This is a genomic window from Actimicrobium sp. CCC2.4 (assembly GCF_034347385.1).
Lineage (GTDB): Bacteria > Pseudomonadota > Gammaproteobacteria > Burkholderiales > Burkholderiaceae_D > Actimicrobium.
In genome coordinates this window covers 1,493,383-1,511,031 of record NZ_CP133777.1, presented here as the reverse complement: position 1 = coordinate 1,511,031, position 17,649 = coordinate 1,493,383, and the positions used below count along the sequence as shown (strand labels likewise).

The 17,649-nt window shown below is 59.5% G+C and carries 16 protein-coding genes and 1 tRNA gene; 5 read left to right on the top strand and 12 right to left on the bottom strand.

The features are described 5' to 3' along the window. Positions 1–76: 76 nt before the first annotated feature. From infB to RHM62_RS07035, 6 genes are all read right to left on the bottom strand, one after another. Positions 77–2,896, bottom strand: a complete 2,820-nt coding sequence (gene infB / locus RHM62_RS07060; RefSeq protein WP_322124820.1) for a translation initiation factor IF-2 — start codon at positions 2,894–2,896, stop codon at positions 77–79. Positions 2,897–2,946: 50 nt separating this feature from the next. Further along, positions 2,947–4,506 carry a transcription termination factor NusA gene (gene nusA / locus RHM62_RS07055; protein WP_322124819.1) on the bottom strand — a complete coding sequence of 520 codons (1,560 nt, stop codon included), beginning with the start codon at positions 4,504–4,506 and terminating at the stop codon, positions 2,947–2,949. Further along, a complete protein-coding gene (gene rimP, locus RHM62_RS07050) occupies positions 4,503–4,988 on the bottom strand; it encodes a ribosome maturation factor RimP (protein WP_322125346.1) in 486 nt (161 codons plus the stop codon). The genes nusA and rimP overlap by 4 nt, the downstream gene beginning before the upstream one ends. Positions 4,989–5,292: 304 nt before the next feature. Then, entirely contained in the window at positions 5,293–7,158 is a 1,866-nt protein-coding gene (gene rluB / locus RHM62_RS07045; RefSeq protein ID WP_322124818.1) for a 23S rRNA pseudouridine(2605) synthase RluB, read from the bottom strand. Further along, on the bottom strand, positions 7,145–7,924 hold the full coding sequence (scpB, locus tag RHM62_RS07040; RefSeq protein ID WP_322124817.1) for an SMC-Scp complex subunit ScpB: 780 nt from the start codon (positions 7,922–7,924) through the stop codon (positions 7,145–7,147). The genes rluB and scpB overlap by 14 nt, the downstream gene beginning before the upstream one ends. A gap of 185 nt (positions 7,925–8,109) precedes the next feature. Continuing rightward, positions 8,110–8,186 (bottom strand) — tRNA-Met (locus tag RHM62_RS07035). Between the two features lie 142 nt (positions 8,187–8,328). Between RHM62_RS07035 and RHM62_RS07030 the strand changes: the two genes are divergently transcribed. The 5 genes from RHM62_RS07030 to RHM62_RS07010 are packed head-to-tail and all read left to right on the top strand — an operon-like array spanning position 8,329 to position 12,515. Then, positions 8,329–8,898, top strand: coding sequence for an NUDIX hydrolase (locus RHM62_RS07030; protein ID WP_322124816.1), 570 nt, complete (start codon positions 8,329–8,331; stop codon positions 8,896–8,898). Between the two features lie 15 nt (positions 8,899–8,913). Beyond that, complete coding sequence (gene aat / locus RHM62_RS07025; RefSeq protein ID WP_322124815.1) at positions 8,914–9,669, top strand: leucyl/phenylalanyl-tRNA--protein transferase; 756 nt, start codon at positions 8,914–8,916, stop codon at positions 9,667–9,669. After that, complete coding sequence (locus RHM62_RS07020) at positions 9,656–10,378, top strand: arginyltransferase (protein ID WP_322124814.1); 723 nt, start codon at positions 9,656–9,658, stop codon at positions 10,376–10,378. The genes aat and RHM62_RS07020 overlap by 14 nt, the downstream gene beginning before the upstream one ends. A gap of 53 nt (positions 10,379–10,431) precedes the next feature. Next, on the top strand, positions 10,432–11,475 hold the full coding sequence (locus RHM62_RS07015) for a quinone-dependent dihydroorotate dehydrogenase (RefSeq protein WP_322124813.1): 1,044 nt from the start codon (positions 10,432–10,434) through the stop codon (positions 11,473–11,475). Then, positions 11,472–12,515, top strand: coding sequence for an aldo/keto reductase (locus RHM62_RS07010; RefSeq protein ID WP_322124812.1), 1,044 nt, complete (start codon positions 11,472–11,474; stop codon positions 12,513–12,515). Before RHM62_RS07015 ends, RHM62_RS07010 begins: the two co-directional genes overlap by 4 nt. Before the next feature lie 132 nt (positions 12,516–12,647). Here RHM62_RS07010 and RHM62_RS07005 read toward each other — a convergent pair whose 3' ends face one another. The 6 genes from RHM62_RS07005 to RHM62_RS06980 all read right to left on the bottom strand — a co-directional run bounded on the left by RHM62_RS07005 (position 12,648) and on the right by RHM62_RS06980 (position 17,645). Further along, positions 12,648–13,574 carry a CysB family HTH-type transcriptional regulator gene (locus RHM62_RS07005; RefSeq protein ID WP_322124811.1) on the bottom strand — a complete coding sequence of 309 codons (927 nt, stop codon included), beginning with the start codon at positions 13,572–13,574 and terminating at the stop codon, positions 12,648–12,650. Then, positions 13,571–14,650, bottom strand: coding sequence for a sulfate ABC transporter ATP-binding protein (locus tag RHM62_RS07000; RefSeq protein ID WP_322124810.1), 1,080 nt, complete (start codon positions 14,648–14,650; stop codon positions 13,571–13,573). The genes RHM62_RS07005 and RHM62_RS07000 overlap by 4 nt, the downstream gene beginning before the upstream one ends. A 2-nt stretch (positions 14,651–14,652) precedes the next feature. Next, positions 14,653–15,507 (bottom strand): sulfate ABC transporter permease subunit CysW, encoded by an 855-nt coding sequence (gene cysW / locus RHM62_RS06995; RefSeq protein WP_322124809.1) that lies wholly within the window; start codon positions 15,505–15,507, stop codon positions 14,653–14,655. A 1-nt stretch (position 15,508) separates the two neighbouring features. Continuing rightward, entirely contained in the window at positions 15,509–16,372 is an 864-nt protein-coding gene (gene cysT, locus RHM62_RS06990) for a sulfate ABC transporter permease subunit CysT (RefSeq protein ID WP_322124808.1), read from the bottom strand. Positions 16,373–16,495: 123 nt separating this feature from the next. Then, positions 16,496–16,786 (bottom strand): pentapeptide MXKDX repeat protein, encoded by a 291-nt coding sequence (locus RHM62_RS06985; RefSeq protein ID WP_322124807.1) that lies wholly within the window; start codon positions 16,784–16,786, stop codon positions 16,496–16,498. Positions 16,787–16,871: 85 nt separating this feature from the next. After that, the gene (locus RHM62_RS06980) at positions 16,872–17,645 is read right to left on the bottom strand and encodes a molybdopterin-dependent oxidoreductase (RefSeq protein WP_322124806.1); all 774 of its coding nucleotides are present in this window, start codon (positions 17,643–17,645) and stop codon (positions 16,872–16,874) included. Positions 17,646–17,649 lie beyond the last annotated feature (4 nt).

The window sequence follows — 17,649 nt, the reverse complement described above, 5'->3', positions numbered from 1 at the left end:
GTGCCCGCGCGAGACCCGACCGTGAAGGTCGGATACTCGCGCAGCCACGCAGGCCTGCGCATGTTCACAAACTGTCTTACAGGGACCGCGCGACTTCCTGGACTTCGAAGATTTCCAGTTGATCGCCTTCCTTGATGTCGTTGAAGTTCTTCAAGGTCAGGCCGCACTCGAAGCCGAACTTGACTTCCTTGACGTCATCCTTGAAGCGCTTGAGCGAATCGATCTCGCCCGACCAGAGAATGACGTTGTCGCGCAGCAGCCGGACCGACGCGCCGCGACGTACCAGGCCTTCGAGTACGTAGCAACCGGCAATCGCGCCGACCTTGCTGACCAGCAGAACCTGGCGGATTTCGACCAGACCCAGGGATTGCTCGCGCTTTTCAGGTGACAACATGCCCGACATCGCGGCTTTGATTTCGTCGACCGCATCATAAATGATGTTGTAGTAACGAATGTCGACACCGTTCGATTCGGCCACTTTGCGCGACTGTGCATCGGCGCGGACATTGAAGCCGATGATGACGGCTTTCGATGCCACGGCGAGGTTGACGTCGGACTCGGTGATACCACCGACACCGGCATGCACGACCTGAACCCGGACTTCGGAAGTCGACAGCTTTTGCAGCGACTGCACCAGCGCTTCTTGCGAACCCTGCACGTCGGTCTTGATGATCATTGGCAGGTTCTTGACTTCACCTTCGCCCAGATTATCAAACATGTTCTCGAGCTTGGCGGCTTGCTGCTTGGCCAGCTTCACGTCGCGGAATTTACCTTGACGGAACAAGCCGATTTCACGCGCCTTGCGCTCGTCGAGCATGACCATGACCTCTTCGCCGGCGATCGGCACTTCGGTCAAACCCTGGATCTCGACCGGAATCGATGGACCAGCTTCGTTGATCGCTTTGCCGTTCTCGTCGAGCATGGCCCGAACGCGGCCGTAGGCCGAACCTGCCAGCACCACGTCACCGCGACGCAGAGTACCGGATTGCACCAGAATTGTTGCGACCGGACCGCGTCCCTTGTCGAGGCGCGCCTCGATCACCAGACCGCGGGCTGGCGACGCGATTGGCGCCATCAGTTCGAGCACTTCAGCCTGCAACAACACGCTTTCGAGCAAGTCATCGATACCCTGACCCGTTTTGGCGGACACAGAGATGAATGGCGAATCGCCACCGTACTCTTCCGGCAAGACGTTTTCAGTGACCAGTTCCTGCTTGACACGATCCAGATTGCCACCCGGCTTGTCGATCTTGTTGATCGCGACGACCAGCGGTACGCCGGCAGCTTTGGCGTGAGCAATCGCTTCCTTGGTTTGCGGCATCACGCCATCGTCGGCGGCAACCACCAGAATGACGATGTCAGTTGCTTTCGCACCGCGGGCACGCATGGCCGTAAAGGCTTCGTGACCCGGGGTATCGAGGAAGGTGATCATGCCGCGTGGTGTCTCGACGTGATACGCACCGATGTGCTGGGTGATACCGCCGGCTTCACCGGAGGCGACCTTGGCGCGACGGATGTAATCGAGCAGCGAGGTTTTACCATGGTCAACGTGACCCATGACGGTCACCACAGGAGCACGTGGCAATAGTTCTGCATCGGCGTGTTCGACGCCATCTTCGAGTAATGCTTCCGGATCATCGGCCTTCGCAGGATGGGCGGTGTGGCCCATCTCTTCGACCAGGATCATCGCAGTTTCCTGGTCGAGTACCTGGTTGATCGTGACCATCTGACCCAGTTTCATCAGATGCTTGATGACCTCGGAGGCCTTGACTGCCATCTTGTGGGCCAGCTCGGCGACGGTAATCGTCTCCGGCACCAGCACATCCTTGATGACCGCTTCGGTCGGGGCCTGGAAATTCGTTTCGCGATCATCCGCGCCGCCGTGCGACGGACGGCGACCCTTGGCACCGCGCCATGCATCGCGACCACCACCGGCATTGCCGCGGGTCTTGATACCGGCGCCGCGTTTCTTGGCGTCGTCCTGCCAGGTCGACGAGACATTGGCTGATTTGATGGCCTTCTTGTCGACCGCAACGGCTGGCTTCTTGTCGTCTTTCTTTTCACCCGGCTTCTTGTCAGCCGGCTTGTGCAACGTGCCTTCAGCAACCTTGGTCACGACGACCGGTGCCACTGGCTCCGGTGCCTTGATCACCCGACGCGGCGCGCTCATCATCGCCTTGATCTGGGCGACTTCATCGGCGACAGCTTGACGGGCCTTGTCCGAGGCAGCGGCTTTTTCGGCGGCTTCCCTGGCAGCATCCTTCGCCAGCTGGGCGGATTTCTTCTTCGCTTCTTCGGCTTCTAACCGTTTCTTCTCTTCGATCACTGATTCATCCGGCTTGGCGATTACAACGGGAGCCTCCGCAGCGGCGGCTTTCTGGGCATCAAGTTCCGCCTTTTGCACGGCCTTGGCATGTGCCAGATTATCCGCTTCAAGCTTGGCAAGACGTTCCTGCTTTTCGCGCAACTCGGCTTCCTGACGCGCAATCAACTCGGCCTGGCGACGGGCATCGTCGGCACGACGGGCAACTTCCGCCTCGTCAATGACTGGCACGACCGCTGCAACCACGGCAGGCTGCGCGACCGGTGTTTCATCACGCTGAACGAAAGTACGTTTCTTGCGGACTTCGACCTGAATGGTGCGTGACTTCCCTGTGGCATCAGCCTGCTTGATCTCGGTTGTTTCCTTGCGGGTCAAGGTGATTTTCTTTGCTTCGCTGGCCGCAACGGAGCCATGCGCACGTCGCAGATGATCAAGAAGCTTGTTCTTGTCTTCATTCGACAGCACATCCTCGGTCGTATTTTTTTCTACGCCAGCAGCGCGCAGCTGAGTCAGCAGCAGGTCAGCCGGCATCTTCAACTCGGTCGCAAATTGGGCTACGTTGTTACTCGCCATTCAGTCCTCTTTTCTATGTGGCGCGGTAGATGATAATCGAACTTCTCGGATCATTTGGCTTCCGCGAGGTTCCATGCCTTGGCTTGAAGCGCCTTGACACGATCATCGTACTTGGCATCGATGAGCTTCATCTCTTCATCGGTCACATCTTTAAATTCATCGTCTATCAATTGCCGTGCGCGGTCTGCTGGCAAAGCCAGGATCGCGCCAAACTCGTCGTAGGCCAAACCGGAAAATGCTGCCAGCGTTTTCACGCCAGCCAGTCCGAGCTTGCCGGCGGTAACCCGGTCCATGCCTTCCATCGTGGCCAACGCATCATCCATGCCTTCGAGACCTTCTTCGGAAGCAATCGCTTCCGTGACCAGGGCGTCGCGGGCGCGGGTGCGCAGCTCATTGACAGTGTCTTCATCGAACGATTCGATCTCCAGCATTTCACTGATCGGCACGTAAGCGATTTCTTCGAGGCTGGCAAAACCTTCATCGACAAGGATGTCGGCGACTTCCTGATCTACATCGAGCTTTTCCATGAACAGCGCGCGAATCGCGGCAGTCTCATTGGCGGATTTGCTGGCGGACTCTTCGGCCGTCATGATGTTGATTTGCCAGTTGGTCAGTTCTGCTGCCAGACGGACGTTCTGTCCGCCACGACCGATCGCAATGGCCAGGTTTTCTTCGTCGACCACGACGTCCATCGCATGTTTTTCTTCATCGACCACAATCGACGACACGTTCGCCGGCGCCAGTGCACCAATGACGAATTGCGCCGGATCTTCGGACCACAGCACGATGTCGACGCGTTCGCCGCCGAGCTCGCCGGTGACGGCCTGAACGCGGGAGCCGCGCATGCCGACGCAGGTACCGATCGGGTCGATGCGCTTATCACTGGTGAATACGGCAATCTTGGCGCGAACACCGGCGTCGCGGGCTGCCGACTTAATGATCAGCAAGCCTTGTTCGATCTCGGGAACTTCAAGCTCAAACAGCTTCATGATGAATTCCGGCGAAGTGCGCGACAGGATTACTTGCGGACCACGTGCATTGCGGTCAACCCGCAGGATGAAAGCGCGGACGCGATCCCCGATACGCAAGTTCTCTTTCGGGATCATCTGGTCACGCGGCAGGCGGGCTTCGATCTTGCCGGATTCAACGATTGCGTCGCCGCGCTCCATGCGCTTGATCGTGCCGGTGACCATTGAATCGCCGCGGTCGAGAAAGTCTTGCAGAATCTGTTCGCGCTCGGCGTCACGGATACGTTGCAACACGACTTGCTTGGTGTCCTGAGCAAAGCGACGGCCAAAATCAACGGACTCGATCGGCTCTTCGATGTGGTCATCGACTTCGATGTCGCTGATTTGCTCAAGCGCTTCGAAATGCAGGATTTCCTGGTCAGGCAATTGCAGCCCGGCTTCATCGGGCACGACATGCCAGCGGCGGAACGATTCGAACAGTCCGGTATCACGATCGATCGTTACCCGGATGTCGACATCACCTTGATAGCGTTTCTTGGTCGCCTGGGACAACGCGTGCTCCAGAGCGCCAAAGACGATATCTTTGTCGACATTTTTTTCGCGCGCCAGCGCATCAACCAACAATAAAACTTCGCGACTCATGCTTTGCGACTCCTAAAATCCACCTTCGGCACCAAATGTGCCTTGTCCACATCGGCGAGCGTAAACTCCAGCATCGCCGACCCTTCTTTTCCTTCAAATTCGAGCTTGATCTGGTCGCCTTCCGGGGCATGCAACACGCCCTGAAATGACTTCCGGTTGGCAGCGCCCGGCATCGGCATGCGCAGCTTGACGATCGCTTCCATGCCGGCGAAACGCAGATAGTCCGCCAGCTTCTTCAGCGGCCGGTCAAGACCGGGAGAGGAAACCTCAAGACGCTCGTAGACCGCATTTTCGACAGTCAGCACATGCAGCAACTGGTGCGTGACTTTCTCGCAGTCTTCGACTGTAATCATGCCGCGCGCGGCCTGCTCGGGAGGAAAGTCAATGTACACGCGCAGCAGACCGCGTGCGGCCTGCTCGAAATCGACCAGCTCATACTCCATGCCAACCACTGTTTTTTCTATTAATTCCAGCAACTGCAAGGCGATTCTCCAAATTGAGCAGCAGAACCAGTCCGCTGCCATGCAAGCACGATCGACACAATCTGTTTAACAAAAAAAAAATGGGCAGATGCCCATCTTACAATTCTGCTTCGCCGGTAGCTTTTATTTGCGTACAAGTACGTGCGCAGGCTTTTCGACGATTTTAATAACTGCCGCAGTATAGTCCATTACTTTGTGCGCTGCAATGCTGAAGTCGCTTGATTTCGGGTATGAAATCAGGCGAAACAAGGTGCCGGAACCGCTGCATGAAACAGGTTTTTTTCAGCTTCGCAGTCGCCGCGCATCAACCGCGCGAACGACGTCGCTGACCGCCGGGACCGCCCTGATTACCACCAAAACCGCCTTGACCGCCACCCTGATTGCCGCCTTGACCACCACCAAATCCACTCTGGCCACCGCGACCCTGCCCGCCCTGACCGCCCTGACCCGGACTGCGCGGCCCGTTCGAGCGACGCGGCTGACCCATACCCGGAAAGCCGAGCGCGGTTTGCATCGGATCCGGCTGACGACTGCGCGGCTTGGCTGGCGCACCACGGCCCTGACCTTGTCCGCCCTGCCCTTGCGCCGGATAGGCACCCGGTCCGCGTGGCTGACCCTGACCGGCGAAACCACCGGGACCACGCGCCGGACCACTGCGACCCTTGCCTTGCCATTGACCCGGCTCCGGCGCATTGGCACGGTTGCCGTTTGGTGCGCTATGGCGCGCCGTCGCGGGCGCACGCTCGATGCGATTGCCATTGACGCCGCCTTCGCTGTCATGTTCATCACTGCGACCGCGCGATGGCTCACTCTTGCCGACGGTTTTTTCGAGACCGCTGATCTTCAGCAGATCCCGCACTGAATGCTCGTCCATTTCTTCCCAGCGACCACGCTTGAGGTTAGGCGGAAGCACCATCGCACCGTAGCGCGTACGAATCAGGCGCGATACCGTCAACCCGATCGCCTCGAACATCCGGCGCACTTCGCGGTTACGGCCTTCGCCAATCGTGACGCGATACCACTTGTTGACACCTTCGCCACCACCATCGGCAACACGCGAAAACTGGGCGACACCATCGTCGAGCTCAACACCAGCCAGCAACTTCTGGCGCATGCCTTCTTCGAGCTCGCCCAATGTACGCACGGCGTATTCGCGGTCGATGTTATAACGCGGGTGCATAAGTCGATTGGCCAGGTCACCCGAGGTGGTGAACAACAGCAAGCCTTCGGTATTGAAGTCGAGACGACCCACCGCCAGCCATTTACCGGCCTTCATGTTGGGCAGGCGCTCGAAGACGGATGGGCGACCATCGGGATCATCATGACTGACGATTTCACCGGCCGGCTTGTGGTACACCAGAACGCGCGGCGGCTTCTTGCTAACACGGCGCTGGATCAGTTTGCCGTTGATGCGGACCTGGTCCTGCGCCAGGATGCGCTGACCGATATGGGCTGGCTCACCATTGACCGAGACGCGCCCCGAGATGATCAGCTCTTCCATGTCGCGACGCGAACCAAGTCCGGCTTCGGCCAGAACTTTGTGCAGCTTAGGCGCGTCATCATCGGCCGTCAGGTCGCGACGTACGACCTTGGGCGCTGGCGAGCGACCATTGCCTGACTCTTCACCGGTGGAATCATCGAACGCTGCCGAAGTCACAAAAGAAAACACCGAATCCGCGTCAGTACCGCGCGGCGCATTGCGCGGTGCGTTGCCGGCAGGTGTCTTTTGACGTGACTTCTGGGCACCGCCCTGTCCTTTCGGACGATCTTCATTGGAACGGGGACGCGCCTCACGCGGGGCATGCTGACGCGGCGGCCGGACCTGTGCCGGCTGAACCGGATCAGAAACGCCTTCCTGCGCAACGACTGCCGCGCCGTCCTGCGCGACAGCATTACGTTCGACCGGATCCCGGGTGCGTCGCAGGTTGCGCGGACCGCGCACATTACGCCGAGGCGCAGCGGCGGCATCCGGCGTCGACGACAGCGACAGCGACGGCGCTTCCGGCGCGGCGCTCGCTACCGTAGCAATTGCCGGCGCGTCGGACGCCTCAGCGCCTGCCTGAACCGGCGGCTTTGCGCGCGGAGTGCGCTTGCGCGGCACTTTGGGTTCGGCAGATGCGGCAGGAGTGGCATCGATCGTGCTGTCGTCGTTCGGCTTAGGCGGATTCATTATTGGATTCTTTATTGTGCTCGACCGACAAGGTGTCGGCCATCGGGTCAGGGACATGCGTTTCGTCAGGAACTACGACCTGACCCAGTGACGCTGCCGGCGCTACGGTTGATTCGGTTGATTCGGAATGCGGTACTACGGAGAACCGCGGAGCACCATCGCGCTCCACCCAGGACTTCAGGCCGGCATCCAGGCTTTGTATCTGCTCCAGCAAGCCTTCCTGCTCAGCCCCCTTGAGGGCCTGCTGCAGAGGCGGCATTTGGTCCAGCGACGCCAGCCCGAGGTCATCAAGAAATTGCCGGGTAGTCGCCAGCAAGGCAGGCCGTCCCGGCACATCACGATGCCCGATGGCTTCTACCCAGTTGCGCTCTTCAAGCATCTTGATCGTCAGTGAATTGACCGCCACGCCGCGGATTTCTTCGATATCGCCGCGCGTCACGGGCTGTCGGTACGCAATGATCGCCAGGGTCTCGAGGGTCGCACGCGAGTACTTCGGCGGCCGCTCGGGGTTAAGGCGTTCAAGATAAATTTTCATTTCCGGGCGGCTCTGGAAACGCCAGCCGGTCGCCAGGCTAACCACTTCGATCCCCTTGCCAGCCCAGTCGCCGCGCAGTTGCTCGAGCAACGAACGGATAGTATCAGCGCCGACGTCATCGCCACGACCATCGGGATCAACGAACAGTTTTTTCAGCGCAGAAATGGACAATGGCTCATGCGCGCACAAAAGGGCTGTTTCGAGGACTTTTTTCGCCTCAGCGGTATTCATTAATAATTGTTGTCCGGCTTTTTATCGTGTCAGCGTGTAGTCGTTTTATATTCAACGGCAATCATGCGAATGATTGCAGGTCAGAGAACCCGTTGATCTTGCGTTCCGTCGCTCGAACCATGGAGATGGCGGATGAGCGGGAAGTCATTATTGTGCGTTGTGATTTGGTGCTGCTGAAAGAGACTTGGTTGCGGGGACAGGATTTGAACCTGTGACCTTCGGGTTATGAGCCCGACGAGCTGCCAGACTGCTCCACCCCGCGTCTGATGGCACGAAATATACAGCCTATCGGAGCACATTGCAACGACTTCGGCCGGCATTTTGCAGTGATACACTCTGACACCGCCTGCCCCACTGCACCGGCACCGACTCACGTACCTCCCCTCCTCACTAAGCGACAAGCCATGAACTTCTGCTCCGAATGTGCGCAACCCGTCACGCTACTGATTCCTCCCGACGATAACCGCTTGCGTTACGTCTGCTCCGGATGTGGCGTGATTCATTATCAGAATCCAAAGCTGGTCATTGGCTCCATTCCAGTATGGGATCAGGCCGGTGACGCGCAGGTACTGCTGTGTCGCCGCGCCATCGAGCCACGGATGGGTTACTGGACTCTGCCGGCAGGTTTCATGGAAAACGCGGAGACTACTGCCGCCGGGGCACAACGCGAAACCGAAGAAGAAGCCGGCGCGCGCATCGAACTGCACGACGTATTCACGATGATGAATGTGCCGCACGTACATCAGGTCCATCTGTTCTATCGCGCCACGCTGCTCGATCTTGATTACGTGGCCGGGATCGAAAGCCTGGAAGTCCAACTGTTTTCCGAGGCAACAATCCCCTGGGACGACATCGCCTTTCCGACGGTCGGCCTCACGCTCGTACTCTTTTTCGCTGATCTACGCAAGGTCCGTGAAGGTGGTCAGTTCGGCTTCCATGCCCGGGACATCCTGAAACCGATGCAAGCCAGCTAAGCGGATACGACGGCAGTGAACATCCCCTGGCTAGATCGCGACGAGCCGTTTCCGGATGTCGGACAGGCGCTGGTCGACGCTGACGGCGCGCCCGGCTTGCTGGCGGCGGGTGCCGATCTGTCGCCGCAGCGGCTGTTGCAAGCCTACCGGCAGGGCATCTTTCCGTGGTTTTCCGAGGGTCAGCCCATCCTGTGGTGGAGCACTGACCCGCGCATGGTGCTGCAGACTGCGCACTTTGTTGTCTCTGACAGCCTGAAAAAAACCCTGCGCAAGGTCGCGCGCGACAGCCGCTGGGAAGTCCGCTTCGACTCTGCCTTCGAAGACGTCATGCGCGCTTGCGCTGCGCCGCGCCGCGACGGTCCGGGAACCTGGATCAGCGACGATATCGTTGCCGGTTACTGCGGCTTGCATCGTCTTGGCTACGCCCATTCATCAGAAGTCTGGCGTGATGGCGAACTTGTCGGCGGTGCCTACGGCGTGAGCATCGGTCGCATGTTCTACGGCGAATCGATGTTCGCGCGCGTCACCGATGCGTCCAAAATCGCCCTCGCCCATCTGGTTGGCTTCCTGAAAAGCCAGTCGGTTTCGATGATAGACTGCCAGCAGGAAACGGCGCACCTGGCTTCCCTGGGAGCCACGCCGATCAGCCGTGCCGCGTTCCTCCGGCATCTGCGCGACGCTATCGCGCAACCGCAGATCGAACACTGGGCACCCGTCGATTTATCATCAGCGGCAACGCGAACAGGCCAGAATTCTCATGACGCACCTTAAAGACCTGCCGTTTTCCACCTTGCAGTTTTATGCCACGGCACCGTATCCGTGTAGCTATCTGGACGACCGGCAAGCCCGCTCGCAAGTCGCCACGCCGTCGCACCTGATCAATGCAGATGTCTATTCGCAACTGGTCAAGACCGGTTTCCGGCGCAGCGGTGTGTTCACCTATCGCCCTTATTGCGACGGTTGCCAGGCCTGCACGCCGGTACGCGTCGACGTCAATGCCTTCAAGCGCAACCGCAGCCAGCGTCGCGCCTGGGCGCAGCACCAGCACCTGACCATCGCCGTCACCAAACTCGCCTACAGCCACGAACACTACGACCTGTATCTGCGCTACCAGGCCGCACGCCACGCCGGCGGAGGCATGGACCAGGACAGTCGCGACCAGTACGCACAGTTCCTGCTGCAAAGCAAAGTCAACACGCGACTGGTCGAATTCCGCGAAGACGATGGCACGCTGCGCATGGTCAGCATCATCGACGTCCTCGATGATGGCCTGTCCTCGGTCTATACGTTTTACGAACCCGACATCGAAGGCATGTCGTTCGGCACTTACAACGTGCTGTGGCAAATCGAGCAGACCAAAACGCTGGGCATGCCCTTCGTCTACCTGGGCTACTGGATCGAAGCTAGTCCAAAGATGGCCTACAAGGTCAATTTCAAACCGCTCGAAGCGCTGCGACTCGGTGTCTGGGCGCGACTCTGACGCGACCACACGCCCCATTATTCCCATCCATTTACTTTTTCCTGACCTGACCCGTGTCCGACAAACTTCTCTACGCTGCCGCCCGCCCGCTCCTCTTTTTGCTTGATGCCGAAGACGCCCACAACCTGACGTTACCGACCTTGCGCCGCGCCGCCGCGCTCGGCCTGACCGGCCTGATCCCGAAACCCGCCGCCGATCCGCGCACCGTGATGGGCTTGCGTTTTCCGAATCCGGTCGGCCTGGCCGCCGGACTCGACAAGGATGGCGCCTACATCGACGGCCTCGCCGCGCTCGGTTTCGGCTTCATCGAAGTCGGCACCGTCACGCCGCGCGCGCAACCGGGCAATCCGAAACCACGCATGTTCCGCTTGTCGCAAGCCAACGCACTGATCAACCGGATGGGCTTCAATAACGGTGGTGCGGATGCCTTCGTGCGCAACGTGCAAGCCTCGCGTTTTTATCAGGAAAAGACCGGCATCCTGGGTCTGAACATCGGCAAGAATGCCGATACGCCGATCGAACGCGCCGCCGGGGATTACCTGATCTGCCTGGAAAAAGTCTATCCGTACGCCAGCTACGTGACCGTCAACATCTCGTCGCCGAACACCAAGAACCTGCGCCAGCTGCAAGGTGCCGACGAGCTCGATGCCTTGCTGTCGCAACTCAAGAGCGCGCAACAGCGACTGGCCGACCAGCATGGCCGCTACGTGCCGCTGACCCTGAAAATCGCGCCTGACATCGACACCGAACAGATCAAGACCATTGCCGCCGCCCTGCTTCGCCATGGCATCGACGGCGTCATCGCGACGAATACCACGACTAACCGCGCAGCCGTCAAAGATATGACGCATGCCGACGAAGCCGGCGGCTTGTCGGGCGCACCGGTGAAAGATTTGTCGACCGCCGTGATCCGCGCCCTGAAAGCCGAACTCGGCGATACGGTACCAATCATCGGTGTCGGCGGCATTTTGTCAGGTGTCGATGCAAAGGAAAAACAGGATGCCGGTGCCGCGCTGGTCCAGCTTTACACCGGTTTGATTTATCGCGGTCCGGCACTGGTGCGCGAATGCGCCAGCGCCCTCAAAGGGAACTCATGAAAAAAATCCGGCTCGGCAGCAGCGATCTGCAGGTGACACCCATCTGCCTCGGCACGATGACTTTCGGCGAACAGAACAGCGAAGCCGAAGCGCACGCACAACTCGATTACGCGCTAGAACGCGGCATCAATTTCATCGATGCCGCCGAAATGTATCCGGTCATGCCGCGCGCCGAAACCCAGGGTTCCACCGAACGCTTCATTGGCACCTGGCTAAAAAAATCCGGCCGCCGCAACGACATCGTGCTGGCCACCAAAATTGCCGGCCCGAATCCGGCGATGCACTGGATTCGCGGTGGCAAGAGCAACCATGATGCAGTCAACATCCGTGCCGCCGTCGATGCCAGCCTGCAGAGGCTGCAAACTGACCGGATCGATTTGTACCAGTTGCACTGGCCAAGCCGCAACGTGCCGATTTTTGGCCAGCTGGCATTCAATCCGGAAGCCGAACGTCCGTGCACGCCGGTCGCCGAGACGCTAGCCGTGCTCGGCGAGCTGATCAAGGAAGGCAAGATCGGCCAGATCGGTGTGTCCAACGAAAGCGCCTGGGGTGTCAGCGAATTCATCAAGCAATCCGAACTGCACGGCACGCCACGCATCGTCTCGATCCAGAATGGCTACCATCTGGCCAACCGGAGTTTCGAAGGTGCCCTCGACGAAGTCTGCTTCCACGAGCAGGTCGGCTTGCTGGCTTACAGCCCGCTGGCGTTCGGCCAGCTCACCGGCAAATACTTGAACGATGCGAAAGCCAGCGGCCGGCTGACGATTTTCCCGCCGACCTGGAGCCCGCGCTATTTACGCCCGACCGTGATTGCCGCCGCACGCCGCTATGCTGCACTGGCTGCCGAGCAGAGCATGACGCCCGCCGCGCTGGCGCTGGCGTGGTGCTACTCGCGCTGGTTCGTTGCCTCGACCATCATCGGAGCGACCAGCCTGGCGCAACTCAAAGAAAACATCGACGCGCACACGGTCGTGCTGAGCGACGAGGTGATTGCCGCAATCAATGTGATCCACAAAGAGATCACGAATCCGGGGCAATAGCGCAAGCACTTGTAAGTGCGCGTGAAAATGGCTCCAGCCCAATTCTCTACACACGGTGTAGAGAATGTTTTGTCTGAATCAATGTCGTGCTGACCTGCGCAAAAAGGCTTTGTCAGGACGAATAAGCCGACATCACCCCCCGTGCTTCATCGCCTCATCAATATCCGCCCGCGTCAGCTCCGGCGCAAATTGCAGGATGAAGTCGCGCGTGTACGAGCGCAGGTAGGCCCCGCGCCGGACGGCCAATCGCGTTACGTTCGGTGCAAACAGATGGCCTGCGGAAATCGCCTTGAGACCATTGCGCTGACTCGCTTCAATTGCCATCGAGGCGACGATGCCGACACCCATGCCGAGCGCGACATACTGCTGGATCACGTCCGAATCCATCGCTGTCAGGACGATGTCGGTGGCGATGCCGACTTGCCGGAACGCGTCGTCGATATGGCCGCGCCCGGTGAAGCCGACGTCGTATGTGATCAACGGGTACGCGCCCAAATCCTGCAAGGACACGCTAGCCAGCGCCAATAGCGGATGACCGTCCGGCACCACGATCGCGTGATTCCACGCGTAGCACGGGAACGACACCAGTTCGTCGAACTGGCTCAGGCCTTCGGTGGCGATGCCGACATCGGCCTTGCCCGACAGGACCCATTCGGCAATGTGTTCGGGCGAGCTTTGCTGCAAGGCGATGCGCACTTCCGGGAAGGCCGCGCGGAACGCCTGCACCACGCGCGGCAGCACATAGCGCGCCTGCGTGTGGGTGGTCGCCACCGTCAGCGTGCCGCTCTTTTTGCCGGCATATTCTGCGCTGGCGTGGCGCAGGTTGTCGGCTTCGATCAGCAGGCGCTCGACGATGTCGAGGATGCCTTTGCCGGGATCGGTCAGGCCGGTCAGGCGCTTGCCGTTGCGCTCGAAAATCTCGACGCCGAGCTCGTCTTCGAGTTCTCTGATCTGCCGGCTCACGCCGGGCTGCGACGTGAACAGCACATTGGCTACTTCAGTGAGATTGAAGTTGCAACGGGTGGCTTCGCGGATCGAGCGCAGCTGCTGGAAATTCATAGCGATTCGTCGACCGGTTCATTGACAAACACGCGCAAGCGCTTCGGCCGCACCACCAGTGTCTCGCCCTCTTTCAGGTTGAGCTGGATGAAGCGCTCGTTCGGAATCACCGCCTCGATCATCTCGCCGTTGTCGTCGCGTTCGAGATCAAGCTGGGCCAGCGGACCGATCGCGTGAGCGCGGCGCAGTTTTGCGACGATGCCTTCGGCACCCACTGAATAACGATCAATCTCGATGTCATGCGGCCGCACGAAACCGACTCCGGACGCGTCCTGCGCCAGTGCGTGATCGGGCGCATCGAAGGTGACGCCGCCGGACTCCAGCACGCCTTCATGCACGCGGCCCTGGAACAGGTTGACGTTGCCAAGGAAGCCATAGACGAATGGCGAGGCCGGATGGTTGTAGACATCCTTCGGTGCGCCGATCTGCTCGACCACGCCCTTGTTCATGACGACGATCTGGTCGGCCACTTCGAGCGCCTCTTCCTGGTCATGCGTGACGAAAATACTGGTCACCTGTAGCTCGTCATGCAGGCGGCGCAGCCAGCGCCGCAACTCCTTGCGCACCTTCGCATCGAGCGCGCCGAAGGGCTCGTCGAGCAGCAGCACGCGCGGTTCAACCGCCAGCGCCCGGGCCAATGCGATGCGCTGGCGCTGGCCGCCGGAGAGCTGCGGCGGGAAGCGGTCGGCCAGCCAGTCGAGCTGCACCAGCTCAAGCAAACTCTTGACCTTGTCGCGGATCTGCGCTTCGGACGGACGGGTCGCACGCGGCTTCACGCGTAAGCCGAAGGCGATGTTCTCGAACACGGTCATGTGCTTGAACAGCGCGTAATGCTGGAACACGAAACCGACCTGGCGCTCGCGCACATGGCGCGCCGACGCGTCTTCGCCATCGAGCAGCACCTGGCCGCGATCGGCTTGTTCGAGGCCGGCGATGATGCGCAGCAGCGTGGTCTTGCCGCAGCCGGACGGCCCCAAGAGTGCAGTTAATTCTCCAGCCGGGAAATTGAGCGACACGTCATCGAGGGCGATGAAATTGCCGAAACGCTTATGGATGTTCCTGACTTCGATGGCCATGATTAATGTCCTTCCGGTTGATGGGCGCCGCTGTCCTGCAAGCGCCATTCGATGAATGATTTGAGTGCCAGTGTCACCAGTGCCAGCAAGGCCAGCAGCGAGGCGACGGCAAAGGCAGCCGCAAAGTTGTATTCGTTGTAGAGGATCTCGACCTGCAGCGGAATCGTGTTGGTCTCGCCGCGGATGTGGCCCGACACCACCGACACCGCGCCGAATTCGCCCATGGCCCGGGCATTACACAGGATCACGCCATACAGCAAACCCCACTTGATATTGGGCAGCGTGACATGCCAGAAGGTCTTCCAGCCCGACGCGCCCAGCACCAGCGCAGCCTCTTCTTCTTCGCTGCCCTGCGCCTGCATCAGCGGAATCAGCTCGCGCGCCACGAACGGAAAGGTCACGAAGATCGTCGCCAGCACCATGCCCGGCACGGCAAACAAAATCTTGATGTCATGCGCTTGCAGCCACGGTCCGAACCAGCCTTGCGCACCAAACAGCAGTACGTAGATCAGGCCCGAAATCACCGGCGACACCGAGAACGGCAAATCGATCAGCGTCAGCAGGATGTTCTTGCCACGGAATTCGAACTTGGCAATCGTCCACGCAGCCGCCACGCCGAACACCAGGTTCAGCGGCACCGCAATCGCCGCGATCAGCAAAGTCAGGCGGATCGCCGACAGCGCATCCGGCTCGACGACCGCCGCGAGGTAGGTCTCCCAGCCCTTCTTGAAGGCTTCGACAAACACCGCCACCAGCGGCACGAACAAAAACAGCGTCAGGAAAGTCAGCGCGACGCCAATCAGCGTCCAGCGTATCCATGCCGGTTCGACGGTAGAGGAAATCCGGGTTGCCGCCATGTCAAATCCTTTCCGACTGGCCGCGCTTGCGGGTCCAGGCTTGCAACAGGTTGATCGTCAGCAGCAGTACGAATGAGGCAGTCAGCATCACCGTCGCAATCGCTGTCGCGCCGGCGTAATCGTATTGCTCGAGCTTGGTGATGATCAACAGCGGCGTGATTTCGGACACCATCGGCATGTTGCCGGCGATAAAAATCACCGAGCCGTATTCGCCGGTGGCACGCGCAAACGCCAGCGCAAAACCGGTCAGCAAGGCCGGCAAAATCGTCGGCATGATGATGCGGATGAAGGTTTGCCAGCGCGAGGCACCGAGGCTGGCGGCGGCTTCTTCGAGTTCGCGCTCAGCATCCTGCAGCACCGGTTGCACGGTGCGCACCACGAACGGCAAACCGATGAAGGTCAGCGCCACGATGATGCCCAGCGGCGTGAATGCGACCTTGATGCCGAGCGGTTCGAGATAACGCCCGAGCCAGCCATTGGACGAATACAGCGCGGTGAGCGCGATACCGGCGACCGCGGTCGGCAGCGCGAACGGCAGGTCGACCAGTGCATCGATGATTTTTTTGCCGGGGAATTCGTAGCGCACCAGCACCCAGGCGACGATCCCGCCGAACAGCACGTTGAGCAACGCGCCGATCAGCGCCGCGCCAAAGGTGAGCCGATAGGACGCCACCACGCGCTCGGAACTGACGGCGCCCCAGAACGCTTCCCAGGTCATGCCGAAGGTTTTCAGGAATACCGCCGACAACGGCAGCAGCACGATCAGGCTCAGGTAAAACACGGTGAACCCGAGCGACAAATTAAAGCCGGGCATCACGCGAAATGCGGATGCCCGGCCGGGAAGAGAGGTTGCTGCAGTAGTCATTGACGCCTCGTTATTACCGATCCAACTATCGAGGCGCGATCATTGCATCCGTACCGAGTAACGAAAACGATTTTTTATGCATGTGGATAGTCGGATTCTACATAAGCCGACTACCCGGATGCGTTACTTCGCCATGCCATCCTTGCCCATCTCATCTTTTTTCATCATGCCATCCTTGGCCATCCCGTCTTTCTTCATCATGCCGTCCTTGGCCATGTGGTCTTTCTTCATCATGCCGTCTTTTTCCATATGGTCCTTCTTCATCATGCCGTCTTTGGCCATCGGGTCTTTCTTCATCATGCCGTCCTTGGCCATGCCGTCCATTGCCATGCCATCTTTCTTCATGGCGTCCTGGGCAAAGGCGGTACCGGAGATCAACAGGCAAGCGGAGAGTACAAGTGTGATGATTTTCATGGTGTTTTCCTTGGGGTGGTTAAGGTCGTACGGTTGAACTGCAAATAATGAGACGGACATTGAAACTTCAGTGCAGCCGTTGTGTTCAGCTGCCTCCGAACCAGTTGTACCCCTGGTCTTCCCAGTAACCGCCGGGGTAGGTATTCGTGACGAAAATCGCCTGGATATGTTTGGGATTCTTGTAGCCGAGCTTGGTCGGCATGCGCAGCTTCATCGGAAAACCGTAGCGCGGTGGCAGTTGCCGGCCATCGTAGGTCAGCGCCATCAGCGTCTGCGGATGCAGTGCGGTCGCCATGTCGATGCTGGTGAAGTAATCGTCGCTGCATTTGAAGCCGACGTACTTGGCCGTGAGGTCAGCGCCGACCTGGCGCAGGAATGTCGAAAACGGCACGCCCCCCCACTTGCCGATCGCACTCCAGCCTTCAACGCAGATATGACGGGTGACCTGATCGGTTTGCGGCAAACCACGCAAACGCGTCAGCGACCACGGCTTGCGATCGGCGATCAGGCCACTTAATTCGAGCCGCCAGGCCTCACCATCGACTTCCTTGACTTTGTCTTCGCCGTAAAACGCATTGAACGGAAATGGTCGCGTAATCATCGACTCGGGATAGGTCGGTGCCAATCGGGTCGGGTCGAACAGCAGGCCCTGCACCTTGTCATTGAAGCGTGACATGCCGGTCAGCGCGGCATCGATGCTGTCGGCATCGCTAGTGGAGCAACCGGTCAGCAGTGCCAGGCCGCCTAGCGTCACCGTGCGCTGCAGGAACGCCCGCCGCGATGGCACGCTGATCTGCCGGATCGCATCGGCCAGCATCGCTGCACCGTCGACATTGATCACGATATTTTTTTTCTTCATGGGA

Bases quoted from the DNA above. Each gene is read 5' to 3' on its own strand.
- infB (WP_322124820.1), bottom strand. From the start codon at position 2,896: ATGGCGAGTAACAACGTAGCCCAATTTGCGACCGAGTTGAAGATGCCG.
- nusA (WP_322124819.1), bottom strand. From the start codon at position 4,506: ATGAGTCGCGAAGTTTTATTGTTGGTTGATGCGCTGGCGCGCGAAAAA.
- rluB (WP_322124818.1), bottom strand. From the start codon at position 7,158: ATGAATCCGCCTAAGCCGAACGACGACAGCACGATCGATGCCACTCCT.
- scpB (WP_322124817.1), bottom strand. From the start codon at position 7,924: ATGAATACCGCTGAGGCGAAAAAAGTCCTCGAAACAGCCCTTTTGTGC.
- RHM62_RS07030 (WP_322124816.1), top strand. From the start codon at position 8,329: ATGAACTTCTGCTCCGAATGTGCGCAACCCGTCACGCTACTGATTCCT.
- RHM62_RS07020 (WP_322124814.1), top strand. From the start codon at position 9,656: ATGACGCACCTTAAAGACCTGCCGTTTTCCACCTTGCAGTTTTATGCC.
- RHM62_RS07010 (WP_322124812.1), top strand. From the start codon at position 11,472: ATGAAAAAAATCCGGCTCGGCAGCAGCGATCTGCAGGTGACACCCATC.
- RHM62_RS07005 (WP_322124811.1), bottom strand. From the start codon at position 13,574: ATGAATTTCCAGCAGCTGCGCTCGATCCGCGAAGCCACCCGTTGCAAC.
- RHM62_RS07000 (WP_322124810.1), bottom strand. From the start codon at position 14,650: ATGGCCATCGAAGTCAGGAACATCCATAAGCGTTTCGGCAATTTCATC.
- cysW (WP_322124809.1), bottom strand. From the start codon at position 15,507: ATGGCGGCAACCCGGATTTCCTCTACCGTCGAACCGGCATGGATACGC.
- cysT (WP_322124808.1), bottom strand. From the start codon at position 16,372: ATGACTACTGCAGCAACCTCTCTTCCCGGCCGGGCATCCGCATTTCGC.
- RHM62_RS06985 (WP_322124807.1), bottom strand. From the start codon at position 16,786: ATGAAAATCATCACACTTGTACTCTCCGCTTGCCTGTTGATCTCCGGT.
- RHM62_RS06980 (WP_322124806.1), bottom strand. From the start codon at position 17,645: ATGAAGAAAAAAAATATCGTGATCAATGTCGACGGTGCAGCGATGCTG.